At 45.1% G+C, this 26,578-nt stretch carries 20 protein-coding genes; 9 read left to right on the plus strand and 11 right to left on the minus strand.

The window, feature by feature from the left end:
- Positions 1-12: 12 nt before the first annotated feature.
- From dnm_RS30490 to dnm_RS30500, 3 genes are all read right to left on the minus strand, one after another.
- Positions 13-2,490: an MFS transporter gene (locus dnm_RS30490; protein ID WP_207680631.1), complete on the minus strand. Its 2,478-nt coding sequence runs from the start codon at positions 2,488-2,490 to the stop codon at positions 13-15.
- A 130-nt stretch (positions 2,491-2,620) separates the two neighbouring features.
- A complete protein-coding gene (locus tag dnm_RS30495) occupies positions 2,621-3,724 on the minus strand; it encodes a diaminopimelate epimerase (protein ID WP_207680632.1) in 1,104 nt (367 codons plus the stop codon).
- A gap of 304 nt (positions 3,725-4,028) precedes the next feature.
- Positions 4,029-5,945 carry a hypothetical protein gene (locus dnm_RS30500; RefSeq protein ID WP_207680633.1) on the minus strand — a complete coding sequence of 639 codons (1,917 nt, stop codon included), beginning with the start codon at positions 5,943-5,945 and terminating at the stop codon, positions 4,029-4,031.
- Between the two features lie 609 nt (positions 5,946-6,554).
- On the opposite strand from dnm_RS30500, the gene dnm_RS30505 reads away from it, so the two are divergent.
- Positions 6,555-10,355: a carboxypeptidase-like regulatory domain-containing protein gene (locus dnm_RS30505; protein WP_207680634.1), complete on the plus strand. Its 3,801-nt coding sequence runs from the start codon at positions 6,555-6,557 to the stop codon at positions 10,353-10,355.
- 202 nt (positions 10,356-10,557) lie between these two features.
- Complete coding sequence (locus dnm_RS30510) at positions 10,558-11,058, plus strand: PIN domain-containing protein (protein ID WP_207680635.1); 501 nt, start codon at positions 10,558-10,560, stop codon at positions 11,056-11,058.
- 93 nt (positions 11,059-11,151) lie between these two features.
- Here dnm_RS30510 and dnm_RS30515 read toward each other — a convergent pair whose 3' ends face one another.
- The 7 genes from dnm_RS30515 to dnm_RS30545 all read right to left on the minus strand — a co-directional run bounded on the left by dnm_RS30515 (position 11,152) and on the right by dnm_RS30545 (position 18,681).
- Positions 11,152-11,496 carry an antibiotic biosynthesis monooxygenase family protein gene (locus dnm_RS30515; protein WP_207680636.1) on the minus strand — a complete coding sequence of 115 codons (345 nt, stop codon included), beginning with the start codon at positions 11,494-11,496 and terminating at the stop codon, positions 11,152-11,154.
- A 192-nt stretch (positions 11,497-11,688) separates the two neighbouring features.
- Entirely contained in the window at positions 11,689-12,105 is a 417-nt protein-coding gene (locus dnm_RS30520) for a DUF3795 domain-containing protein (protein ID WP_207680637.1), read from the minus strand.
- 68 nt (positions 12,106-12,173) lie between these two features.
- On the minus strand, positions 12,174-12,668 hold the full coding sequence (locus dnm_RS30525; RefSeq protein ID WP_246556152.1) for a methylated-DNA--[protein]-cysteine S-methyltransferase: 495 nt from the start codon (positions 12,666-12,668) through the stop codon (positions 12,174-12,176).
- 15 nt (positions 12,669-12,683) lie between these two features.
- Entirely contained in the window at positions 12,684-14,120 is a 1,437-nt protein-coding gene (locus tag dnm_RS30530; RefSeq protein ID WP_207680638.1) for a DNA-3-methyladenine glycosylase 2 family protein, read from the minus strand.
- Positions 14,121-14,723: 603 nt separating this feature from the next.
- Positions 14,724-16,406, minus strand: coding sequence for a DUF6909 family protein (locus tag dnm_RS30535; RefSeq protein ID WP_207680639.1), 1,683 nt, complete (start codon positions 16,404-16,406; stop codon positions 14,724-14,726).
- 505 nt (positions 16,407-16,911) lie between these two features.
- The gene (locus tag dnm_RS30540; protein ID WP_207680640.1) at positions 16,912-17,343 is read right to left on the minus strand and encodes a hypothetical protein; all 432 of its coding nucleotides are present in this window, start codon (positions 17,341-17,343) and stop codon (positions 16,912-16,914) included.
- A 171-nt stretch (positions 17,344-17,514) separates the two neighbouring features.
- Positions 17,515-18,681: a transposase gene (locus dnm_RS30545; protein WP_207680541.1), complete on the minus strand. Its 1,167-nt coding sequence runs from the start codon at positions 18,679-18,681 to the stop codon at positions 17,515-17,517.
- A 199-nt stretch (positions 18,682-18,880) separates the two neighbouring features.
- Between dnm_RS30545 and dnm_RS30750 the strand changes: the two genes are divergently transcribed.
- The 7 genes from dnm_RS30750 (at position 18,881) to dnm_RS30580 (ending at position 25,189) form a co-directional block, all read left to right on the plus strand.
- Positions 18,881-19,504: a hypothetical protein gene (locus tag dnm_RS30750; protein WP_219739696.1), complete on the plus strand. Its 624-nt coding sequence runs from the start codon at positions 18,881-18,883 to the stop codon at positions 19,502-19,504.
- A 603-nt stretch (positions 19,505-20,107) separates the two neighbouring features.
- Positions 20,108-20,260 (plus strand): hypothetical protein, encoded by a 153-nt coding sequence (locus dnm_RS30555; protein WP_207680642.1) that lies wholly within the window; start codon positions 20,108-20,110, stop codon positions 20,258-20,260.
- An 84-nt stretch (positions 20,261-20,344) separates the two neighbouring features.
- Positions 20,345-20,749 (plus strand): ATP-binding cassette domain-containing protein, encoded by a 405-nt coding sequence (locus dnm_RS30560; RefSeq protein WP_207680643.1) that lies wholly within the window; start codon positions 20,345-20,347, stop codon positions 20,747-20,749.
- Positions 20,750-20,856: 107 nt separating this feature from the next.
- Positions 20,857-21,615, plus strand: a complete 759-nt coding sequence (locus tag dnm_RS30565) for an NYN domain-containing protein (RefSeq protein ID WP_207680644.1) — start codon at positions 20,857-20,859, stop codon at positions 21,613-21,615.
- Between the two features lie 187 nt (positions 21,616-21,802).
- Positions 21,803-21,985: a hypothetical protein gene (locus tag dnm_RS30570; protein WP_207680645.1), complete on the plus strand. Its 183-nt coding sequence runs from the start codon at positions 21,803-21,805 to the stop codon at positions 21,983-21,985.
- Positions 21,986-21,987: 2 nt separating this feature from the next.
- Positions 21,988-23,823, plus strand: a complete 1,836-nt coding sequence (locus dnm_RS30575; protein ID WP_207680646.1) for an AAA family ATPase — start codon at positions 21,988-21,990, stop codon at positions 23,821-23,823.
- A 214-nt stretch (positions 23,824-24,037) separates the two neighbouring features.
- The gene (locus dnm_RS30580) at positions 24,038-25,189 is read left to right on the plus strand and encodes a tetratricopeptide repeat protein (RefSeq protein ID WP_207680647.1); all 1,152 of its coding nucleotides are present in this window, start codon (positions 24,038-24,040) and stop codon (positions 25,187-25,189) included.
- A gap of 57 nt (positions 25,190-25,246) precedes the next feature.
- On the opposite strand, the gene dnm_RS30585 is transcribed toward dnm_RS30580, so the two are convergent.
- On the minus strand, positions 25,247-26,347 hold the full coding sequence (locus dnm_RS30585; protein ID WP_207677902.1) for a transposase: 1,101 nt from the start codon (positions 26,345-26,347) through the stop codon (positions 25,247-25,249).
- Positions 26,348-26,578 lie beyond the last annotated feature (231 nt).

Below are 26,578 nucleotides of genomic sequence, written 5' to 3' on the forward strand. Positions count from 1 at the left end.
TTTTTCCTTTTCTTATCCGGCTTCCTTGTAATTCTTACAAATTTTTCTGTCCCCCCTGCTCAGAAACATAAACAGCATTGTGGCAAACAGATAGGCAACTCCGAACCGGATAAGACCTTTATGGAATTCTGTTTCAGCAATTAACCAGCCAAACACCATGGGAGCAATTACCTGGCCGGTCTTCTCCGCTATTGTAAAGATGCCTATTGCCCTTCCCGTCCCCAGTTCCCGAGTGACTCCGAGCTTCAGGGCATAAACCCTGGAAACATTAGCGCTGCCTGAAAGCCCCAGGAGAAAAACGGTTAGTGCTGTGGCAGGAAGTCCTCCGAAAAAATAAAAATTGATAAATCCCAAGCTTCCCAGAATACCAGTTAAAACAATATATACCTTTTTATTTTCTGATGCGTCAACATACTTACTGAAAAACGGCCCGACATAGATGAGGCAGAGACCGTATATCATATAAATTCGTCCGATATCTGACTGTGACGTGCCGATTCGGTTCAGATAAATCGGATAGAAATAATTTATAAAACCGACCATTGCTATGGATGCGGGAATACTGCTGAAAACGATCAGACTGAAGATTCTTCTGTCAGAGAGGAAATGAAACAGCTGTCTGATCTTCAGAGGCGGTGCGAGGTCTTCAACAATCCGATATGGTTTTCGGAAAGCCTTTCTCATAAATATAATGGTATAACCCATTGCGATCAGAATAATAACTGAACCAAAAGCGAATACAAAGGAATACCCGATTCTTTCAGCCAGGATAGCCCCTGCCGAGCAGCCACAGATACTCCCGGCAAAAGCGCCGGCAAACATCTGGGCAAAGCCCCGGGACCGGTTTTTCTCATCCGTATATGAGACAACAAAATTCTGACAAGCTACAAGCGAAAAACCATATCCCAGCCCGGCAATCCCTCTGGAAAGAATAAACTCGGTCGCATCTGTCGCCAGCCATGACCAGACATATCCCCCACTGACCAGTAAAAGTCCGCTGAGAAACGGCTCGTGCCACCCCCGACGGTCCGTCCAGGATCCTGCAATAATAACGGAAACCCCGCTAAAAAATATTTCCACAGAAATCGGAAGCCCCATTACGATATCTTTGGAAAGGCCAAAAATCGGCTCATAAAGTTTTTCCATATGAAGCGGCAGGAACGATGTGGAAACATCCATCCCAAAAAAAAGAAGGAATGCTGCCGGTCGTATGACTCCGTATCGAAGCATCATACGCCCTTTAATCCCGGCAAACTCTCTTTGGAGAAACTGAAAAAAAATAATCAGCAGTTCCACAAAGAAAAGTGTGGAAATAATAAGAACGGTTGCCGAATCCAGAGCAGTTTTCTTTAATTTGGCAAACAATACTTTTTTTGAGATATTAGCGGAAATGTATCCCTCGGTTCTCCCATCTTTCTGAAGTCTGAATATAAGGTGATATTCCGGGTCTGTTTTTCTGATAATATCGGTATAAAGGATACCATCTCCGGCTGATTTCTGAAAATCTCTTACACTCTTTTTGGTTGCCATATAGAGCGGATGTCCCTCATTGTCAGTAATAGTAATGTGCTCCAGTTCCGGAGCCGCCGAGATGATTTCACCCATCAGAACATCTGCTTTAACGAGTTTGCTGATACGAATGCCTTTATTCAGAAGGTATTCAATATCCTCTTTCAGCAAGGTTACCATTGCCACTGCTTTTTCCGTACTGATTTTCAGATAATGGTTTTTAAATTCATTCGTGTTCAGGCCGGTAAAAATAATTTGAGAGAAGCCGATAACAAAAAATATTACAAGATAAATTTTTAATTTTGGGAATTTTTGAACATCAGGTCTGTCCGGGATCACAATATTGAGAAGTATTATCAGAAGTACAAAACCGCTTAAAAGTATTATTGCAATCACTTTGACATTGTTAATAATTACAGACCGAAAAAGGTCTTTCATCTGTTTTTCATCAAAAGTGATGATAATGCCTGCAACCTGTTTTTTCTCCAACCAGTCATAAACAGGCAGTATTATAAAATAAGTATCTTTGCATCTGACATAACAGGGTTCAGGAGAATTTTTTTTCTCGTTTGCAGCATCTTCAAGCTTCATCTGAACCTGTGAGGGCAGCCTTGTTCTTTTAAGTTTTTCTTCGGTACTGTAAAAAATTATTCCGTCCGACAGGGAAACAGAAACAGCAATCTCAGCTTCAGATATGGAATCTGCCATAATTCTGGCACTGGTGTTTTCTGTATTAATTTTTCTTACAAGATTCGATTTTGTTTCCTGCAGTAATTTGTCCATTCCAATGAATTTTCTGATATTCTTGCCGAAACGGAGAGCGGTTTGGATGTTTCTTTGTAAATCTTTTCCAATAACGCCATATTTGGAAGCCACGGATTCTATGTACAGTTTTTTTAAAGACGATAAACTGAGCAAGGCATTGAATCCAAGGGCAAAAACAAGCAGCACAAGCGCACTTATGATGAGCTTCAGTTTCATTTTTGAGAGTGTCAGGTGTTAGGTGTCAGGTGTTAAGTGTATGTTTGAAACATCCCGTAGGAACGGCATATTCATTGAATAGCAGTGATGCGAAGCATGGAAAAAAAGAGATGAACATCTGCTGAATCCTTCATCCCTCATCAAACATAAATGTCCCTTCGCATAATAAGACAGGTTTTCCATACAGCAGCCAGTCGTTCACACATTCTCTCACATAAATTTTGGCATCAGGATTATGACATCGGGAGCGATAAGGCCATACGGTAATCTGATCGCTGGTGAGCATGTTCAGACGCCGGGCAACAAACGACGCTGCCACTGCCCCAGTCCCGCATGCCAGGGTTTCGTGATTAATGCCCCGCTCAAAGCATCGGTATTCCAGAATTCCCGAGTCGTCAATAATATTGACAAAATCAATATTAAGTCCGGCCGGAAAGTGCTGTGCGTATTCTTTCTTAAAATATGTGCCGATATAATGAACGAGCTGGGAACCTGTGTCTGTCCCGTTTTTTGAGGGTCGTCTCATCGTTGGTTTTTCGCAGGAGACAGGAAGGAACATTTTATTTAGCAGTTTCTCGGCGGAAAATCCGTTATTTGTAAAAATGACAAAATGGGGTTCCCCGGTAAAAACAAGATACCCGGAAAGCGTTAATGATGATGTCCCGTTTATAAAACCGAACCCGTTATTTCGCCGGAAATTCACCTTAATGCTGTTTATTTTATCAATCTCTCTGTCATAAGGGGTTGTCACTGACGGTTTTGCCATGTCCGGGGATATTCGCCGGGGATGTCCCATATTTGCCCAGTTTGTCTTTTTTTTCAAATTTGTGCCGATGGTAATGACTTTGGGACAGGAGGTAGGAATTTCTGTAATGATCTTGGCTGATTCCACATTGTATTGCCGGTACAGGTAATTCGCAATACACATCAGCCCGTTGCCGCAGCTGAAAGCCTCCTCTCCTCCGGGTTCGAACATTCGGAAAATATAATCCGCATCTGCCAGGTCAGGAACTCTGTCCCAGTAATGGCAGACACTGTTGATCTCTTTCAGGGTCTCCGGCCTGAAAGGTTGTACCACAAGCATGTTGTCCGAGCCGATACCATAACACATATCGGTCGCACAATAAGCAAACCCCGGTTTTTCGGATTCCGCAAGTATCGGCTCCCGGACTTCGTCAACAATTACGAAATTGTTACCATGCAAGGTATATTTGATAAAAGGTATTTTTTTCATGATGATATTAACGGTTCTTTCTTATCAGAGTCACGAACATCATAAGTTCTGATCCTTAAAATCGGCGTTATCAGGCATGTATTGACAGGGGATCAGCCAAAAAAGGACGCTGGCAAGATGTTTTCAGCATATGGGAAATTTTCTGACTGAAGGGCAAAGAAGTGCCATCTGTCGGCGTTTAAATGCCTGAAATTTTCAGGATTGTCAAGAACAAAGCCTGCCCTCGTCCGGTTCGGATTGGCGAATTCCAAGTATTCCTGCCGGATTTGTCAATCCGGCAGGAGCATCTGAATTTTCTGATTTGTCAGTTCGGATTCATCTTGTTCTGATGTTTGCTAATATCTCGCAGAATATAACTGATCTCAGCTAGTCCGATTTTACCATCTCCGTCAGCGTTCGCATCTGAATAAATTCCAATGGCCTGCAAACCACTGATTGCTTTCAGTGCGAGAATGGCATCATCCAGGCGAATATGACCATCTCCGTTCATATCTCCTTTTGTGAGTGTCGCGATCTGAAAATTCCTTTCCCTTACTGTCGTGCCCGACTCTGCCATGACAGACTGAGCTTTGGCGCATTCCGTGACACTTGCTGATTCGGCCCACCATTCATCTGCATAATCAGTTTTTGAAATCAGCGTGTGTAAATAATATATTCCTCCGGGCAATCCTCCAATTACATAAGTTCCGTCAGAAGTATCCACGGAAGCTGATGCGATCTTTTTCCAATCTCCGCAGGGATTGCCGGAGATGACTGCTACGGAAGTCCCCTCTTCTGTGAACGGTGTCACACCGTCGCTCTGATATACTGTTCCTGAAATCGTTGCCTCAGGAGCCAGCTGAAAGGCTTTGTCAATGGCGGAATCTCCGGGAGCCACTGTTACAGGCCGGGCAAGATTGCAATCAGACATGCTTGCGGATTCAGCCCACCATTCATCCACATAATTTATTGCTGAAACCGAGGCCCGCAGATAATACGTTCCCGGGGTCAACTGAGTAATGCTGTATGTTCCGTCAGAAGCATCCGCGGAAACCGATCTGTCAACATTCCAATCTCCGCAGGGATCACCGGAAATAACCTGTATGGAAATGCCTGCTTGTGTGAGCCGCGTCACCCCGTCATTCTGACAGACTGTCCCGGAAATCGTTGCCTCATACGCCAACTGAAAGTCTTTGTTGATAACAGACACTCCGGCAGCCTCAACCGTGACAGATCCCGCATGACTGCAAAGCATCACACTTTCTTTTTCAGCCCACCATTCATCCACATAATCGGGACCCATAACCGAGGTGAGCAAAAAATACGTTCCCGGAGGCAGTCCCACAACAGTATAGGTTCCGTCAGAAGAATTCGTGTATGTGTATCTGATTGTTTTCCAATCTCCGCAGGGATCACCGGAAACAACATCTGTATAAACACTGGCTCCTGTAAACGGAGTCACACCGTCATTTTGATAAATTGTGCCGGAAATTGCGGCTCCGGGGTCTAACTGAAAATTTCTGCCAGTCACGGCTTCTCCGGCCTGAACTGTCAAGTTTTCGGCATTGTCGCAGTCTGTCACGCTTGCGGATTCAGCCCACCATTCATTCACATAATTGAGTTCTGAAATCGAAGTGAGCAAATAATACGTTCCCGGAGGCAGTCCCACAACGGTATAGGTTCCATCCGAGGAATTTGTCTGAGTCCATCCAGCGCTCTTTCGGCCGCAGGCTTCGTCGGAAATCACATCTATATAAATGCTGTCCCCTGTGAATGGCGTAACACCGTCACTTTGATATATTGTGCCGGAAATCATTGCTCCGGCATCCAACTGAAAATTTTTGTCACTGACAGATGCTCCGTCACCTAATGTGACAGACTGAGCAAGGTTGCAATCTGTGACACTTTCTGATGAAGCCCACCATTCATTTGCATAATTAATTTTTTCCGGAATCGAAGTCCGTAAATGATACGTTCCCGGAGGCAGATTTTCAATCCTGTAAGTTCCGTCTGAAGAATTCGTATAAGCTGATCCGATGGTGTCCAAGTCACCGCAGGGAACATCTCCGGGAATCGCCTCTATATAAATGACATTCTCTGTGAACGGGGTAATACCGTCACTTTGATACACCGTGCCGGAGATTGAACCGTTATTTTGCGCACATAATGGCATGGGAAACAAAATCAGAGCTGCCAGAAAAACAACCTGTGCGGATACAATTTTGGATTTAATCTTGTTCATTGTAATTTTTTCTCCTTTTTACAGATTTTTTCGGTATTTTTCACAGGAATCCGAAAGCGGTTTGTACTTTTGGGGAAAGGCTTTGATATCATTCCCCCAGGTTTTGAGAACCTGATTTCATGCAACATTCCGGCTTTTATCTTATCTGTGGGAAAGCCTGTCATAAGAACGGGTATAAAAAATTAAAATTTTTTTTACCTGACTCTGTTCCATCTGTAAACTTAAATTGACAATGTCTGATTTTTTAACAGTACATCGTCTGTGTCTTCAAATTTCACAGATTACGATATATTAAGTAGTTATATAAAATTTTATTGATTCTTTCTTGAAAAATATGTAAGAAAAAAAATTTTGTCGTGTATTCATTTTGAAACAAGCATGATTAACTTTTATTATATTTTTATGAAAGGAGGTGCCCGGAACTCAGATAATTAAGGAGGCAGAATATAATTTCTGACAGCTTGTTTTGTTTTTTTACCGTGAAAATGCATTCTGAAAAGCCGGGTTTTTGTCTGTTTTCACTGTATATTTTCATGTCCGGGGGTGAAAAACCCGGCTTTTTCATGAGCGTTTAATTTAACCGTATGGTAAAAGGGGGAGATCAAACTTATGGGGAACACATTGAAAAACAACCGGATAATTGTCGGAGTGCTGCTTTTTGCCTTTATTTCTGTGTTTACATCCGCTTCATTCGCAGAAACGGAGATAACCCGCGATGTTCAACTGATTAAGTCCCGGCTGAACTATGACCGGCAGGCAAAAGTCAGTTATGTGAATGTCTCGTTAAAAAATATTTCTGAAAATCATATTCTGAAAGCACCGATCCGGGTGCTGATTGAAAGCATCAGTTCCAATGATGTGACCGTGGAAAATGCGGACGGAACAAACAATGGAAAACCGTATTTTGAATATTCTCTTTCAGATGATTTGCTACCCGGCCAGATGACCGGCAGTAAAAAATGGAAATTCTCAAACCAGAGAAAAAAAAGATTCCACTATACCTTCAGCGTGCAGGGGGAAGAGGTTCAGACATACGATTCTGACACAGACGGCACGCCGGACAGTGAGGATGCATGTCCGGGAGATCCGAACAAAACAGCACCTGGTGACTGCGGTTGCGGTGTGGCAGATACGGACACGGATAAAGACGGCTCGGCCGACTGCCATGACGACTGTCCCAATGATGCGAATAAAACAGCCCCGGGAACTTGCGGGTGCGGTGTGGCAGACACCGATTCTGACAATGATGGCGTACCCAATTGCAATGACAATTGTCCCAATGATCCGGGCAAAACAGATCCGGGTGTCTGCGGCTGCGGTGTGGCAGATACCGATTCTGACCGTGACGGCACACTCAATTGCAAAGATGGCTGCCCCAATGATCGCAACAAGACTGCCCCCGGGCAATGCGGCTGTGGTAAAGCAGATGCTGATTCTGACGGCGACGGCACACTCAACTGCAAGGACGGATGTCCCAGTGATCCAGGCAAAACTTCACCGGGAACATGCGGCTGCGGTGTGGCAGATTCCAGTTCTGACCGTGACAGTGACGGTACAATTGACTGTCTTGACGGCTGTCCTGATGATCCGGATAAAACATCTCCCGGGGGCTGCGGGTGCGGTAATCCTGACACCAATTCCGACGGTGACAGCAAACCCGACTGCACAGACGGCTGTCCCAATGATCCCAACAAAACAGCTCCGGGCACTTGCGGGTGTGGCAATCCTGACACAGACACGGATGCCGACGGTGTGGCGGATTGTAAAGATGCCTGTTCTGATACACCTTCCGGTGTGTCTGTTGACGCTGAGGGATGTGCCCTCATTAGCATAACCGGCCATGTACGAAGCGCAGGACTGAGGATAAGTTCTGCACAGGTTAAAATCGGCTCAGATTCGGTCCCCACTGATGGGAATGGAAATTTTTCGAATCAGGTCAGCGAGAAAGATATTCTTAACGGGTCCGGGGGAGATGTTCTTCCCATTGAGGTGACAGCGGACGGTTATGCCACAGGCTATTCAAAGGTGGCCTGTTTTTCCCAAAAAGCTGCTTATCATGTTGAAATCACAATGATTCCGGTATCACAGGAAATTACAGATAAGGATGATGTCACCAGCGGTGTTGATATTAAAAAAGACGGGGAAAAAATCGGAGAACTGAAAATACCTGCTTCAGCTTTGCCCGCAGGCGTGACACAGGTTACAGGAAATGTTTCCTATATTGATCCCACAACTTCCGACCTTGATGCTTTCCCGGGAAATGATTTTCTGGCTGTCAGGGAATCCGGAACCACAGCTACATTGGAGAGCATCGGGCTGATGGAGTTTGATCTTAAAGATCAGAATGGAAATCCCGTCACCACACTGAGCGGTAATGCCACCGTCTGCATGAAAGTCCCGGACGGGCTGAACGTATCCGAGGGAGAAACAATTCCGCTGTGGTGGTATAATCCCGATGACGGGCTCTGGCATGAAGAGGGTCAGGGAACAGTGGAAAAACGTGATGGTGACGGCTTGTGGATGTGCGGCAGTGTAAATCATTTCACCTGGTGGAACTATGACCGGCCCATTGAAATGCACGCGTGCTTCAAATTCACTTTTGTCAACGAGTCGGACAACAGCCCGGTCAACCTGAACTGGTTTGCGGAAGGGGTTGATTTTTCCGGGGGCGCGCCTGAACGGCCATGTAACTGTGACGGAGATGATCCGAGTCCCTGTCCTGACAAGCAGATATCTTCACTCACAGTGATGAAAGGCGGTAAGATAAGAGTTCGCACCACCATCAGCGGAACCCGTTATTATCTGAAAGATGACGGGGACGGAACCTTCAGTCTTGTCACAAATACAGACAATGGAACTGTGTTTGACGCGCCGAATATTCAGGGCAGTTGTTATTTTAATGAAGGGGTTGAGAATTGTGTGCCGCTGGACGGTGATGACGGTATCCTGCCGTTAGGCGGAATCAATTATGCGCCCGATGTCCTGTCCCTGACTGTGCCGGAAAAACTTGATCCCGGAGAGACTGTGGCAATCACAGCCCAGGTTGCTGATACGGAGGGAGACAATGTTTCTGTAAGCTGGTCGGCAATATGCGGGACAATCTCTGATCAGAATCCTGCCGGGGAAGCATCTGTGACGCCTCCTCTGACTGCGACGGCCAATTTTACGGCCCCGCCTAAGGGAGCGATTTGCAAGATCACCTTAACAGCACAGGAAAACAGAGCAGAAGGAAACATCTCAGAAGCGTCTGCCTGGGTATGGGTGGGGGATACGCCGACCGGAACGATTGAGGGAACCCTCTATGGCCCTGACGGCCAGCCGGCAGCGGGTATTCAGATACAGTTGCAGGAAGGGGATGGCGGTGATGGAGAATACAGCAGAACCGTTACCACCGACTCTGATGGAAATTATGTATTTGACGATGTGCCCTGCTGTCGCATAGAAAATGATGAATACGGTTTTTATTGTCAAGGTTTCTACGGAAGCTTTTCTGTTGATATGGATATCAATGGAACCACATGGCATAAAGAGCAGGATACCAGTTTCAGTTGTTGTGGTGAATTTTGTTGGGATGATGGCGGTGCTGAATACAATAGCAATTGTACTCAGCATATTTACTGGCCCACGCTTTGGGCTACTGTGCAGGGAACAGCTCATGACGAATTTGGAAATCCGGTTGAGGCTGGCACGGAAATTCAATTTGAAAACTGGGACTACGCTGGTTATTATGAGCATATTATGAATGCCAGCATCCCCTCGGCCGATGGTGTCTATGGTCCGGTATCCATACCCGTCGGGAATGAAGTGAACATATTCTATGAGTTGAATGAAACAAAAGGAAAAGCGTATGTCACTGCCTTATATAACGGCCAGGAGATTTCTTCTGACTTTGGCCCCAAGTCTCCGGGTATCGTTGAGGGGTATGTGTATAATGATAACGGAAATCCTGTGAGCGGAGTCCAGGTTCGATCTGTCTTCAATACAACGACTAATGGGTCAGGATACTATAGGATCACCAATGTGCCAATGGGACCTATTTATGGAGTGAATACTTCTTCATATGGATCTAATTCAGCTCTTATTACTGTCGGAGGAGAGACGTTGACTATAGATATTAACGGACCTGACTGTGTTGTTACAGGCACGCTTTACGACTGGGACGGACAAGTCAAGCCAAATGTGGAAATACAACTGAGTGTTAACAGAAATCCTTTCACTGCAACCACCAACGCAAACGGGCAGTTTATATTCAATAATGTGACAACAGGACGGGGTTACTTCTCGCTTGGAAATGATGAAGATCTTTACAACGATGCTTTCACCATTACCCAAAGCAACAGCACCGTCACTGTTGATCCGCAGATAACTCCGCCTGATCCGGAAGATTGTGGTTATGACTGTGTGAAATAGTCAGAACGGGGTTGGTTCCCAAGCTTCCGGACCGGGAATGCCTCTTTATTTAACGCTCCGGTTTTGTGGTGTCTGTATGCGGAGCCGGCGCTTCCGACCGCATCCCTTCTTCAAACCCTGAGACTGAATAAACCTGTCATTCCTGCGAAAGCAGGAATGACATAAAAAAACTTGAACATCGAGAAATCAGGAACGCCAACAAATGAAGAAAGTTCTCATTGACGCCTCATCTGCCATAATCTTATTCAAATCCGGCTTGTTTGACAAGCTGACACAGACATATTATATCGTGATGGCAAAGGCGGTTTGTGGTGAACTGACTCAGGAGGGCTATCCGGGTGCGGAGGTGTTTCGGGAGTATTGCTCAGACAAGGATCGGGTGCTTCAGCTACCGAATCACGGGGAAGCTGACATATCTCAGCTTGGCAGGGGCGAGAAAAATACCATACGTCATTACATCAGGGGAAACGGAGAGTTCATTGTCATTGATGACGGAAAGGGGGCCGCGTATTGCAGGGATAACCGCATTCCATACATCAATGCGCTGTTATTTCCACGCATCTTATATGTGTCCGGCGACATGGCTGAGACAGACTATCATCACAAAACAGAAATGATTCTCCGTGTCGGAAGATATTCTCAAAAAATCATTGACTACGCGGCCAGGTGTTCAAAAGACAAACTTGAGTTTTTTCTGCCATGACCAGGAAGATGAAACCTGAAATAAACAAAGGAACCGACTGCCAAAAGCAGTGCGCCCGCAGGCTGCTTTTTACAGCCCGATTGCAATGCTTTGTCATGCCAGCATATTGTTCGAATCTGACGGCGCTTCTTTTCTGTCAGATTCAGTATAATCTCTTACAACCTGTGCCACGCGGATTCTGTAAGAATGAAACAGAGACGCTTTCCCTTTTTTCTGACCGGTCCGATGTTCCAGAATGTTACGCCATTTTTCTATGGCTGCCTCATCACGCCAAAATGAAAGACTGAGAATTTTACCTTTCTCACTGAGACTTTGAAACCTTTCAATGGATATGAATCCGTCTCTGTTCTCTAAAAATTTACGCAATTCCGCCGCGATATTCAGATATTCCTCTTTTCCTTTGATCATCGGCCGGACTTCAAAAATAACAGCAAACATATGTTCTCCTTGCTCAGTTACCCGATCAGAAGTTTTTTTATACATTTTTTTTCTGTGAACGGCGGAGAAACCCGGGTTTTTTCCTCACGGGCGGCAGGTCATTCTGAGGAAAAAGCCGGGTTTCCTCCCCGGGCAGAAATCAGAAACTTATGGTTAGGTATTTATGCCCTCATCTAATCTGATGGCCTTCGGTTAAAGTTTGAACGCTCCCTTAAAATAAGTTTTCTTGACACTTTTCGCCTTGTCCTTTGCCCATGATTCCAACCCCATCTTCCTGATCAGACACAGGTTGAACACTTTGGTATTGTGCGGAACAGCCGATGCCTTATCCGCATACGGATGAAGATGATCACAGGGAAAGTCCGCACACTCATTACAAAAATTGATTCCTTTTTTCTCGGTACACTGGTAAACATTACATGGCTCGGTCATACCTAAGAAAGCGATTTTTCCGCCCTCATTCCGGCACCCGTCGCATGATGCCTGCTCCGGAGGGATTCCCTGTTTCCGGGAGATGGCGGCTCGCAGCTCGTCATCCCCCTTTGCCAGATACATTGGACAGTTAAAACAATCCAGGCCGCAAGGTGCTGTCATTTTTAAATAATCCATTTTTTCTCCTTAGTTTTCGGGCATGATGCAATGCCCGCGGCAATATATTTTATTCTTTCACGGACTTCTCATATACAATCTGTAAAGCCCCCCTGTTCTAAATTTATCAACTTTTCTTTTATGGCAAGTCCGTGGGCAAACCCGGTGAGGTTTCCGTTTGCCCCTATCACCCTGTGACACGGTATGATCAGCGGGACAGGGTTCTTACTGTTCGCCATGCCCACAGCTCTTGCTGCGTTTTCATTTCCTATGGCTTTGGCGATATCTTTATAAGTGCGAAGTTCGCCATAAGGGATTTCAGACAATGCACGCCAGACTCTCTTTTGAAAATCTGTGCCCTGCGGATTGACTGTCACATTGAATTTTAATCGCTTCCCGCTGAAATACGCTCGGATCTGCGTTATGGAATCCGCAAAAAAATCATGGTTAAGCATCCACGCCTTTGATATCTCAAAACGTCTCTTACCTTCCGGTGTGTTTAAATGGAGATGAGAAAGCCCTTTCTCATTACCAGCCAGAATGACCTCGCAAAACAGGGTGTCAAATCTTGTATAATACATCATGCGATAACCTCTTTATCATAAATTCCAAAGACATAAAGTTGCATAAGCTCTGTATGGCCGCCAATGTTCAGCCATCTTTCTTATGTCTTTTTCTGATGGCGTGCTGCCGTCTTTTGCAAGCGCTCTGGCAACGCCCAAATCGCTGGCAGGAAAGCTGTCAGGCATTCCCAGTCCTCTCATTGCGACATAATTGACTGTCCAATCACCGATACCTTTCAGCGCTGAAAAATCTTTATGAAACTGATCAAAGGACTGATTGGCCGTCAGCCTTACCTCCTTATCCAGAATCGCATGTGCGGCAGCTTTTATCGTGGCTTGTCTGATTTTGCTCACCCCAAATCCGTCAAGCTCCGAATTCAATAGTTCTGACGGATTGGGAAAGAAATAATCCAAACCATGAGGAAAGCTTTTATCGCTTTTTATCGCAGCTTTTTTAACGAGTCTTGCCGCCAAAGTTGTAGCAGCCTTTACGGAAATCTGCTGCCCCAGAATTGCCCTCACAAGAAACTCGAACGGATCAAAGGCAACTGGCAATCGCGGCACATGGCCGTTCTTCATTCCCTTTGACAAAAGTTCGTGTTTTGCAAATTTTTCGTTTATAAGCCTGAAGTCGGTATCAAGGTCAAAAACCTTACGGACTCTGTTATAGATATCCATGTAGCATTTTATATCATCACAGCCAATTCTCAGTTCCAAGGCAGATTGTTCAGGGCTGTCTGTCACGGTAAAGAACCCTTTTGCATGGTCTGTTCTGAATGTTCTGCCATAACTGTTCTCCGTAAACACTTCGACACCTTCCATTGCCCTTTGTTTCATGAAGGAGAACGTCTGCCTGAAATCAAATGGCTTTTTATATCTCAGTAAAAGCGTCGTGTTGCCGGAGGCGCTCTTTTCATTAAATGATTCTTTTCTGACCATGGTGGGGGGTTTTCCAAAGACCGCTTTAAACACATCGTTAAATTGCCGAATCGAACCAAAACCCGATGCAAATGCGATATCTGTTACAGACTGATCTGAAAAGATGAGGAGTTTCTTGGCAAAAAGAGCTTTGTGATACTTTGCTATTTTAACAGGCGGCACGCCCAGATTATCAATAAAAAGCTTTCTCAGATATCTGTCTGAGACAAGAAGTTCTTTTGACAGCTCACGGATGGAATGATAATTCAGATAACCGTCACAGATCATTTTCAGCGCTGTGTTCACAACATATGTGCCATCCGGATTCCCGTTATAATACTCTGTGGAAATATCCGGCCTGCACCTGAAACAAGGTCTGAAACCCTGCTCAAGCGCCTCAAACATGGTGTTGAAATAGATGACATTCTCCTCTTTTGCAATGGGAGACGGGCACGACGGTCTGCAAAAAATACCTGTTGTTTTTACTCCGAAAAAAAAAGTTCCGTCAAAGTTTTTATCTTTCTTTATTCTGGCTATGCTGAACGCTTTATCCATATCAGTGTTATATTTCATCATTATTTGGGTAAAACCCGAAGAGAGTTCAATGGTCTGTTTCCTAATGTTTTTCTTACCTTCTTTAATTTATGAACTATATTCTTTAAAAAAACTTTGCAAGCGGTTTTCGGATATGGCATTATTTTTATGTTATTCAGAGATGACACAAAAAAATATATTCTGATTATAACGGATTTTGGGGAGGCCGGTCCGCACCCTGAGCTTGTCGAAGGGGGCCGTTTCGACAAGCTCAACGAGCAGGTCAGGGCGGGGCCGTTTCGACAAGCTCAACGAGCAGGTCCGGGCGGGGCCGTTTCGACAAGCTCAACGACCGGTCCGGGCGGGGGCCGTTTCGACAAGCTCAACGACCGGTCCGGGCGGGGCCGTTTCGACAAGCTCAACGACCGGTCCGGGCGGGGCCGGGCGGATCTGCGGGCGGTTTCCGTTTACCCGCCCCGGGCCTGTCCGATGAGACCTTTCGGAGCATCCGGAACATACGTCTTTTTTCCGTGTGTTCGGCGGTTTTCCCGGGGCCTCCCCAAAATCCGTTATAATCAGAATATATTGAATGATACATTGGTCAGAACTCTGACGATTTCTTTTCTATCTCAGTATCTTTTCCAAAATGACCTTTGTTATCATATATGTTGGCCGGATGCCTTCCTTGCCCATGCTCCCCGAGGCAAGGGTCTGGCCGCCCACAAGGGGATTATCAGACGCATAGTAGGCATATCGGACTTTCACATCACTTGAAATATGTCCTCTGAGAATCGCGGCACTGATCGCCCGCTGATAATGTCCGCCCTCCATTTCCAATCCTACCGCGTTCCAACTGGTTGCCTGAAATTTTTTAAGCACATCCCTGTTTTGAAGCGATGTGCCAAGAACCGTGACAATCACTCCGGTATAGACATCTATGGAACTGTCAAAATCTTCTTTTTTCAAATCATTTGTCACAATATAATTGTGCGGCGTTCCTTCAAAAACATGACCGGTGGCGAGCATGATATCTCCTTTTTTACCGGGGAGAATACCTGCTTTCCCCATGACAGATACAGATTCTATATTAAACTTTAAGAGACCCTCGCCTGTGTCAAAGGGACTCAGAAGTTCGTCCATGACCTCAAACGCCTGGGTTCCGAAGGCATAGTCCATGACCAGAAGCACCGGCTTTTCTGACTCTGTCTCCGGCATGTTCACACGGATTTCAGGGTGGAAAGCCACAGACCCGAGCAAAGCCATATCAATTAACTGGCAGTCAATATGGGCTCCGGATTCATCAGGGAGTTCATATAATCCGTGATTCCGGGCATACTTTCCGACGTCATCTGTTTTTCCGCGAATCATCTGAAAGAAATCGTAAATATCCTCGTAAGCTCCGTTCTGGTCGGATGTTTTCACAGCAGAATAGCCATATAATGTATTTATCACACTGTGCATGTTTGCGCTGATGATGTGGACCGGCCGTTCCTGTAATCCGAGACTGATAATTTTTTCTTTGATGGATGTGGCCCATGTTTCAGCATATTGGTGATGCCCGATCATATCCTGAAGAGACGGAGTAAAATAAATGAGGAGTTCATTATCCCTTGAAATCTTTTCGTCCGCGATACGATTTCCAAGTCTGTAAATGATTTGGAAAAGCCCCCTGTTACTTTTTGCGCTTTTCCTGCCTTTTTCAAGATATTCATACGTGGCTCTGGTTTCATGATAACTTCTTCCCAAAATGATACTCAGATTCCAAATGGCCCTGTCCAGATCACTGCCATTCAGCTCATCTCCTTTGAGTGCGTTTTCTTCAAGGTTTCTCCATTCTTTGGTGGTATTACCGGATTTACCGTACATCTGATTGTATATTTTTTCCGCTTCTATATTGAGAAACGTGATATGCGTCAGAATGTCATATATTTCACTCAGACCCCTTGTTATCACAAAACAGATCTCTTTCTCACTCACACGATAAGAGGTTCTTCTCCGCTTGAGAGGCATCACCTTCTCAAATGAAGTATCTTCAAAATCTTCCTGCGCCGTGAGGATAATTCTCGTGCATTCTTCAATCCCCCGGGGGAGTCTGTCTGTGACATATTCCAACCCCTTCAGTTCAATAATTCTCGGATCATTCATGCTCCCGTATATCTCGGGACTGAACATTTTTAATGCCTCGGCAAGCGTCTGGCCGGAGATGCCGGAAGGTTTGTAATAGCCTCTTAACGCGAACGCGTCTGCGATGATCTCAAAAGTTCTGATGGCATTTCTTGCTTTCTGGGCTTTGGTTAATTCCTGCATGGCAACACTCCTCATTATGTGTGCTTGTGATTACCAAACGAGATGAAATTTATGTTTTTTTAATCACTGCCTGTGTCATAAAAAAAGACTGATTGTAACGGATTTTGGGGATGCCCGGGGTTTTTTCCGCGGTATCGGGCAATATGACAGCGGACAGGAGGATGAAACGGATGTCCCGGCCCGGAATATCCGGTAAATCCTTAAATCCGATGTCATATTCGCGGGCCTCCCCCGAATCCGTTATAATCAGAAAACCCTGCTGATTGTAACGGATTTTGGGGATGCCCGGGGTTTTTTCCGCGGTATCGGGCAATATGACAGCGGACAGGAGGATGAGACGGATGTCCCGGCCCGGAATATCCGGTAAATCCTTAAATCCGATGTCATATTCGCGGGCCTCCCCCGAATCCGTTATAATCAGAAAAAAGACACAGGCAGTCCTTCACAATTAGTGATGAATGAGATTCAGTGTACTAATATGGAGAGGACAAAACAGAATTCATCCTCAGCTTTGCAGGACGAATGAAATATATTTTCCTTCATAACTCTCTGATGGCGGAATGCTTTTAAAACAGATATTCCCGCTCTGATCCAGAGAGACTATTTTCGCGGGACCTTTCAAGTTTCGATGTTCCTGTTTTTCTATTCGCCGTATGAGTTCTCTCTCTGCCATACGGCCGTCCTTTGGCTCTTCTTTGGAATGAAAAACGCCCACATCCTTGGCAAGAAGAATCAGATACTCCACATTTATTTGCTGATATTCCTGATTTATCGGTGTGTTATCATTCTGAGCGTTCTCAATGCGCTTTTTTAAATCTGCAATGATCTGTTTCCATGCTTTGACGGGATATTCTTCTCCGGATTGTTCCAGACGTGCAACTTTCTCTTCTATATCAATAAGCTCGCAACTCATGGCATAGACGGACTGCTTTTTCATTTTGCTCTGCCTGTTGTATCATTCATATTTGTAATGTTGTCTGAGAGAACCGGGGCTTCACTGCCATTAAGTTACTAAAGTATAATCGTTTTTTAATTCTACATATTTAATATCAGTATGTTATGGAACTTATTTTTGGAAAATTAGATGCAAGTTATTGAAATGAAATGGTTATACGTCCCACAGTTCCCTCCTGGGCAGCTTTACCGCCGTGAGGAAACTTATTTTCCGGGGAAACTGATGACGAAAAAGACCCGCGATCAGACCCGCTGTTGCAACGCACGACAGATGAGATCGGATCGAACCGATTTTCCGGAATCCGGATTTGCCAAGCAGCAGATATTGCTTGTAATATTTGAAATGCATTTCGATTTTCCATCGTCTCTTATAGCATTTGTGAATTCTCACCGCATTGTAGAAAGATTTGTTGCAGATAAGCACGTCACAGATGGTTTTTCCGTTACTCAGGCGGCGTCGGCGGAGTATGAGAACCACTTCGCCATAAACATGGTGATGTGCCTTAATCCGCTGATAAAAATGATCTTTTTCCAGATATTTCCACTGACGTTCCGCCACCTTTTCTATAATTTCCGACGGCGTCAGCAGTTCCTCCTCAAATTCGAATTTATGTCTGTTGTCAGCTTTGCTGACAATTCGGAATCCGGCGGCATCGGCGGCATTCATAACTTTCTGCACATGATACGCGCTGTCGAAAAGGAGTTCGACCTCTCCGAGGTCGCAGCCCCGGATGTCGCATGCTTTCTTCAGGCGCATAATCTCGTCCCGCACGATATCGTTTTTCGGGCGATGGTCAGGATGCTCCGCAGGCAGCCACAGAACAAAGGAGAGCGGGATCACCGTGTCGCCGGAAACTGCCAGCATGAGGACGAAATTGCAGCCCATGATGTAACGGTCTTTGGCGTTGTCAAAAAATTTATGAATGAATTCCATATACTTACCGGATTTCTCGGCTTTTGTGTCGTCAAAAATGATCCGGATCCGTCTGCGGCTCCGTGTCGTGGCGTCGGAAATGCCGAAATTCCGGAGGAGTTCGAAAAACAGGGGCATGGCCAGCATGCGGAGCAGTCTTTCAAATGCTTCCGGGTGCCGCATCAGAAGTCGGTAAAGTGTGCGAAGACCTCCGCCGTATTTTCCGCTGAGTTCGTTAAGTGTGTCCTCCTCCAAAAAAGGGAGAAGAATGAAAACCCATATCCGCTGATACAGATGCGGAGATTTGTGATAAGGAAAACCGGCTCCGATAACGAGAAATCTCAGAGTTCTGCCGGTCAGCCGTCTGATCAGTCCCGAACATTTTGTTTTTTTTGCTCTTCTGCCCATTTTATCATCTCCTTTTTTTTTCTGTTGAAATTTCAGTATATACCTCAATTATTATATACAGAATATGAGAGCGAAAAAGCAAGAAAAAATACAGAAATACGGAGACCGGAAATAAATATTTTATATTCAATAAGTTGCATAACATGTGATCAAAAAGTGTTTTGTAACTTACTGATAATAAATAACAAGAATAAAAAGAGTGGTATACTTTAGTGACGTAACACGGATATTCCGTCTGTTCCGCTGTCCGGATGACAAGATTCGCCATCCGGGTCACTATGGTCGGTTCTCCTCCGATTTTTATGTCATGGCGTTTCGCACCGACACCTTCATGAATCTGTCCGTGAAGCGGAAGACAGAAAGCTTTTTCGGAGCAGCCGACAAGGAGGCCCGCGTATCCGAAGTGATGTCCGTTTATATTGTCGCCTTTGCCGCTGTTCTCAGAATCCTGATGCAAAAATTTCACGCCCGGCATCTTCGAGGATTCTTTCGGTATTTTTATGCCGTCTCCTATGAGAAGGGGGTGTCCGTTGAATTTAATGAGAGGATAGCGGCTGACAGCTGTCCGTGTCCACCGGCTCATAAGTTCCTCCGAGTCCCGCGAGGAAGCCCGAAAAAAGCGCGGCATCGGGTCATAACATGCCGGATACAGCATAAGCCACCGGATAATGCTGCTTATTCCGTGATGGTCGAATCGGATTATGAGACCGAAAATAACAATCGAAAACCAGGAAAAAGCAGCCTTGCGGGAAAAGCAGCTACGGAATTCCGAGATGACAGATTCAATAATATTAATCATAATAACGACTCCTTTTATAATTGAATTTATTCTGATTATAACGGATTTAGGGGAGGGCACAACATCCTGAAATTATTATGCCGGAAGATGCCGTTTTCCCCGCATGTCATTCCGGGGAAAATTTTAAAAAGCCTGTGCCCGTGCAATGGTTCGGACAGTTTTTAACGGCGGATTCCGTAAAAACCGCCCTGTTTCCGGAATCGGAAAAGTTACATTTTTTGTAAGTTTTTATTGCTTTTAATTTAAGACAGTTATACAAAAACTTACAAATTTTGTAAGTTTTTCCTTTTGAAAAAAATGACAAAATTTGCAGGAAATTTTTCAGATCGGAGCCGCATTTTATTTCATGTCAGCCCGGAAGCTGACATGCGAATAAATACGGCAGGCCTGTAAAATAAAAATGATATCATAAGGATAAGTTCTGTCTCAGTGAAATTTGTCTGCAAAAACTGTCCGAACCATTGAATCCTTTGCCGCATAAACGGCGGGTTCCGGGTTGAAATCGGAATGACAGTGCCGCCGGGAAGCCTCCCCTAAATCCGTTATAATCAGGATTTAATTTCTCCTCGCACTCTCTTTAACGAGATACAACCTGAGTGGAGCGAAGAGGCTGTGCTGATGTATAATATGGCTTCATCTTTGGGCGAAGATTCTGTTTTTGCAGGCTCTTTAAAAGAACACGGATGGAGAGTACCTGTCAAATCAAAGATGTTTGTACAGGTAAACCATTCTGAAATATTAGATGAATTTATTTTCGATAATATTCATATCGAACTTTAATACGGAGGAAAAGACGGTGCCAGAATTTTTCAGATAGGCCCGGATACGTTAAAATCAGATTTTCCAGAGAACAGCATAAAATTTTTGTTCCCGAAATTAAAAAATGTAATCTTTTATGAAGCTGGAATTCCTGACACAAAAACTGCCAAAGAGAGCATTGTCCGGTTTATTGACAGTCTGATTTATGAAAAAGACAGGAAAAGCAGCGAGGCATATTCAGTCACACAGGATATTTTAAATTCGGTTTTTCAGGATTTCGACCTGCAAATCGAATTTAAGGAGCCTGACAGAACCAAAGAAGTTTCATTCAGGAACACCCGGGCTGAGAAAATAAAAATAGAAGAACTGTCAGGCGGGGAACAGGAACTTATAACAAAGGCTTTCTCATTATATCTTGCCGAAGTCAGGGACAGCATCATTTTAACTGACGAGCCGGAAAGTTCACCGCGCCCCAACTGGCAAAATCTTTGTCCAAACCAATCTGCATGACTGGCAAATCAGGCCATAATGCCAAATCTTACCAGGAAAAGCAGGCGGGCGGAATATTCAGGATTTAACACAGGAACAAACAACGTTAATGAAAGGAGCTATTTTCTATGATAAACCAACAAACAACCATTGGTACTTTGCGAATTGCTTTGCTTATTGACGGTGACAATGCCCAGGCCGCTCTGATCGAAGAAATATTAGCTGAAACCAGCAAATACGGCTTAATGACCATACGCCGTATTTACGGGGACTGGACCACACCCAATATGGGCAGTTGGAAAGAAAAGCTCCATACTTATGCAATTCATCCGATTCAGCAATTCCGATATACAACCGGTAAAAATGCCACTGACAGCGCAATGATCATAGATGCAATGGATATACTTTATTCAGGTTGTGTGAACAGCTTCTGCCTGGTATCAAGCGACAGTGATTACACACGGTTGGCAACACGCATTCGGGAAAAGGGATTTTTTGTCATGGGGATTGGAAAGAAAATGACTCCCCGTGCTTTTGTCAATGCGTGTGATGTCTTTGTCTATACAGAGAATCTCATTTCTCACGGACAGGATATTGCTGAAGCCATTAAACCGGAAAAGAGTGCTGGTCCGATTAAATCGGATCCGGTTCCGCTGCTTAAAAATGCCTTTGAAATGGCGGCACAAGATGAAGAATGGGCATCTTTGGGAATGATGGGAACATATCTGCGTCAGATTGATCCGAGTTTCGACCCTCGCACATACGGACACAAGAAGCTTTTAACACTGATTCAGGAACATCAGGAAATTTTCGATGTGAAAAAAGTCAAAAAAAGATCAGATGACACCTCTGTGGTGTATTATGCCAAATTACGCACGGAAATCTGAACCCGTAGGTTGGGTTGAGGAACGAAACCCAACATCTCTCTCGGATTTCACGTTGACTTTTCCGGCGAAAAGATTTTAAAAGAAATTATCCTGGCAAATCCGACAGACGGACCTGTACGGAGATTCCCGGGAGAATTTTTGAACAGAACTGATTTCCTGACATACTGATATTGAGGAATTTAAAAAAATGGTTACAGAGAATTTGTTGTCTGAATTATTTCGCAAAAGAATTGAAAAACTGGCAATTGAAAAGCATCTCACAGATGCTGAAAAGGAAAGAATCATCAGAGTGTTCAAGGAAGCAATGACAAACCGCTTTATGGACGCGCATCAGATTTGTCAGCAGCTTGGCAGCGAGGATACTGTCTGAATATGGAAATTCAACAACTTAAGCTGAAAAATATCGGCTGTTTTACGGAACGGACCTTTGATTTCTCTGATCTGACCGTCATTTTCGGTGACAACCGAACCGGGAAATCCACACTGGTCTATGCCCTGTTTTTTGCCCTCTTTGGCAAACATCTTCATACTGGCCTGAAACCAAAAGATTTGTGTCGAAAAGGCGAACCATTCGGCACCACGGTCATGTATTTCAACAAGAATCATAATGAGGATTTCAAACTGCACCGATCAACAGCAGGCGTGCCAAAGCTTTACGGAAAATCAGAACCGGAGATCATGTGGTCTCCTATTTTGTCGGATGATCCGGAAAATCTGAGTGCGGACAGTTCCATATCTCATCAGGTGGCTTCCCTGACTTCTTTTTTTCGTGAGAGCGAGCTGCTTTATTTTTTGCAGGACATGAAGCCGAAACATAACAAAACACTGCTGCAAAGCCTGATCAGAGATGATGATCTTCAGAGTGTTCGGTCAAAATTCAAAAAAGCGCTGAGACTGGCTAAAGAAACTAAAAAAACAGCCGCATACGCCGTCCCAAAGCAGGTTCCTGATCTGAAACAGATAAAAACCTTGAAACAAGAACTGGCCGGAGTGGAAAAAAGACTCGGGGAAACTGAGGCTGAATATAAAAAACTCCTGAGAAACAAGGAAAAGGGGATAAACCCGGAAGTGTTCAGGCTGTTGCAGCAACAGTATGAGGAAAAAACAAAAGAACTTGACACAGCCATCAAATCAAAGGAACAAAATCCCCCGCTCGAAGAACTCATAAAAAAGAAGGCAGAGTTGGAAAAACAACTCTCTGAAAAAGCCTCTCTTGCCCAATGCAAAGACGATTTCTATCGCCATATTGTCGCGTATGAGCAAAATAAAAAAGACCTGCAATTACGCATTGAACGGCTCATGGATATCAAAAAACGCTCAGAGTGCCCCACCTGTGAGCAGCCCATCACCATTGAACAGGTCTCGGACCTGATTTCAAAATTGGAAAAAGAGTCTGTGGATGCGGACCAGAATCTGGGAAAAGTAAAGGAAAAATTTAAAAAAACCGAAGCCAGACTCAAAGAAATCCAACGGCTGGAAAAGGCGTTCGGGAAAATCAGCAGGCAGATTGAAGACATGCACCATCTGGATAAGAAAATCGGAAAGCTGAAAGATCAGCCTGCCAAGATAAAGGAAGAGCTGGGACAATATGAGCGCCTCGGCAATATGGGCGATGCCCAGGAACGCTATCGCCATGAGAAAAAACTGGAGGATGAACAAAAAAATTTGGAGAGACAAAAGGAAAGGGTCAGTCAAAACATCAGACAAAGTGAGGAGATGCTCAGACTGGCCGGGGAAAACAACAAAAACTTACAGATTGCCGCAAGAAATGTGCTGTTGTGCGATGTCGCAAAACAGGCCATTGAGGACGCGGCCGATGCCATGACCCGGGGGCTGCTTGACAAGGTGCGGACAGGTATCCGCACCTGGGGGGAAAATTTTACTTTTCTCAAACATTTTGATATTGACATGACTGGCGGGGAACTGCTTCCCATCATACAGGCCAGAGGGTATCAGTACAAACTGAACCAGATGAGCAAGAGCGAAAGGATTTTTCTCTATCTCATGCTCAAGCTGGCGCTCGGTGATGCCCTGGGGCATTTGGGCGCATTTGTCCTTGATGATCCCGCGGACGGTCTTGACAAGAAAAGAAAAGAGACCCTGGCCTATCTGCTCCTTGAAGTCGCCAAAAAAAGACAGCTTATTGTTACCACGAATGATCCGGTGTTTGCGGAACAGTTTTCCCAATCTTTGGTTGTGAGGCTGTAGTAAGTACTCGATCAAAAGTTTTCTATACATTTTTTTTGTGAACTGCGGAGAAACCCGGCTTTTTCCGTCACGGGCGCCGGTTCATTCCGGGAAAAAAGCCGGGTTTCTTACCCGGGAAAATATTGAAAACTTATGGTCAGGTACTTAAAATATCTTTTCAGTCCGGAAAGGAGTAAAACATGCTGACAACAATCGGAATAAAGGGATTCTGCGGGTGTTCGGGGAGTATAAAGATAAGCTTGACAAGCAGATTGACTATTACCTGGAGGCGCCTTCGCCGGTGGAATTGTATATGAAGGTGCTTGCCCGTCTGGAGGCGGATTACAACCGGGAGGAATGCCCGGATTTGGTGAGGGAGGCTTTCAGTTTGCTATGGGCTGCCCGGCGGGGGCTGACTGAGAACGAACTGCTGGATCTGCTGGAGATTCCCCAGGTGATCTGGTCCCCGCTCTTTGTTGCCATCCAGGATGCACAGGAGGCGTTGGTGAGCCGGAAGGGCGGGCTGCTGAACTTTTTCCATGATTATATGCGGCAGGCAGCGGAGCGGCGGTATCTGTCCGATCATGAGGTTAGGAAAGCAGCGCATTTGCGGCTGGCTGACTTTTTTGAGAAACAGGAGATAAACTCCCGAACAGCCGATGAACTGCCGTATCATCTGGAAAATGCTGATGCTTTTGAACGCTTGAAAGCCTGTATCAGCGGGATTCTGATGTTCAGGCAGTTTATGAGGGAGGGTAAGGAATACGAACTGTGGGGCTACTGGCTCAGGACAGGGATGGGGCATGAGATGGTTGCGGCGTATCAGGCGGCGTTGAATACTTATGAGAAAACCGAACCGGAAGTGGATAATTTGGCATCTGTTTTGAACTTAATAGCTGCACTGTTCTGGAAAGCGGGCTTCTTTGATGCCGCCATACCTATGCTCCGCCAGGCATTGGAAATCAGTGAAAAAGTTCTCGGCGCAGACCATCCCTCCACGGCCACGTCTCTGAACAATCTGGGGACGATGCTTCAGGACAAAGGGGATTATGAGGGGGCGGAGCCGCTGTATCGCCGGGCTTTGGAAATCCGTGAAAAAGTTTTCGGTGCAGACCATCCCGAAACGGCCACGTCTCTGAACAATCTGGCTTTGCTGATGAAGGCCAAAGGGGATTATGAGGGGGCCGAGCCGCTGTTTCGCCGGGCTTTGGAAATCCGTGAAAAAGTTTTCGGTGCAGACCATCCCGAAACGGCCACGTCTCTGAACAATCTGGCTTTGCTGCTTCAGGCCAAAGGGGATTATGAGGGGGCCGAGCCGCTGTTTCGCCGGGCTTTGGAAATCCGTGAAAAAGTTTTCGGTGCATTCACTACCGTACACTTTTTATAATAATCTGATTTTATTTTATAAATTGTATGTGACACAGGTTCCGTTTATGATTGATGACTAGAGAGTCGGATTGAACATTTGAAAGGCAACCGGAACAGGTATGTCGTAATTTAAAAAATATTCCAACAGGCTCAGACCTAATTGAAAGAGACTCAGATCACATCGGTCGGCACGGTGAATAATTCTGTCCCAGCCCTGTTCCGTTGCCAGTGTTCCCAGGAACACAATCCAGATGTAGGCAAGACACGCTCCGATCATAAGGCGGCGCAACCGGTCAGGGTCGGAAATATGACTTTTATGAATATTAAACCCCCGGCTTTTCTGGTCGGAAAAAAATGTTTCGATACGAAACCGTTTGGAATAATATTGGCAGGCTTCCCAGGGCGATCTCATATTCGTAACCAGATATATCGGTTCCTTATTTCCTTTCGCCCACCAGACGACAACCGTCACCGGTCCGTATTTTTTATTTGTGAACAAAACATTGCGTATGTACCGATAGCTGTCCGGAACCGTGAACACACCGAGAACATTAAGACGATGCTCCTCTCCGTCCCAAAAAATTTTGGTATTATATGCCGTTCGGCACACATACAGCCATCCCCGTTCGGCCAGATTTTTTTGCAAACCGACACCGTCGAACTCTCCGTCACCAAGAAAAATAACCTTCTGCGCGGATTCCGGTATCACGTTGGCAACCTCCCCGACCAGTCCGACATGGCTTTCTTCCGGGAAATGACCTTTCTTACCTCTGACCACCGTGTAAGCAAGGGGCAGGGCACGTTTTTTATAAATCACACTGATCATCAGGGTTACGCATCCCCGGCCGACCGTGCTTCCGTCCATTGCCAGCACAATTTCGGAAAGTCCCAGACTGATCAGCAGCGCCTGTGCGAACGGCAGAAAAAATGTTTCAGATTCAATGCTGTCATTGGAAATCCAACGTTTTATACGCTTTTCCACACTCGCCGGCGCGGCGTTCTCATCCGGAACTTTGCCTGCAATTTTCGGAAGCTGGCAGCTCCCGCTCCCCGTGATGCCGCTGATTATCGCGGCCAGCGTGTTCAGGCGCCGGGCCTCGTTTCCCTTCGGCTGTTTCGGATACATATTGTCCAAAGCCTTTCTGATCTCACGATATCTGTTCACATTGTCGCTCATGACAGCCTCCCTGTTATCTGTTATTTTCTGAAAGCTGTCATACCATTATTATATTTTTCTGTTAAGATTTTTTTGTGTCATAATCTCAGATGAGTAATATTTACTCAGAAAAAACAGCCGATGGTGAATCTTAAAAAAATTTAAAAAACAAACAGTTATTTAAATTTCAAACCAACTATGGTCGTCTTTATATAATAATTAAAAATAGTTAAAAAAAGTGTACGGTAGTGA

Origin of the sequence: Desulfonema magnum (assembly GCF_017377395.1) — a bacterium.
Lineage (GTDB): Bacteria > Desulfobacterota > Desulfobacteria > Desulfobacterales > 4be13 > Desulfonema_C > Desulfonema_C magnum.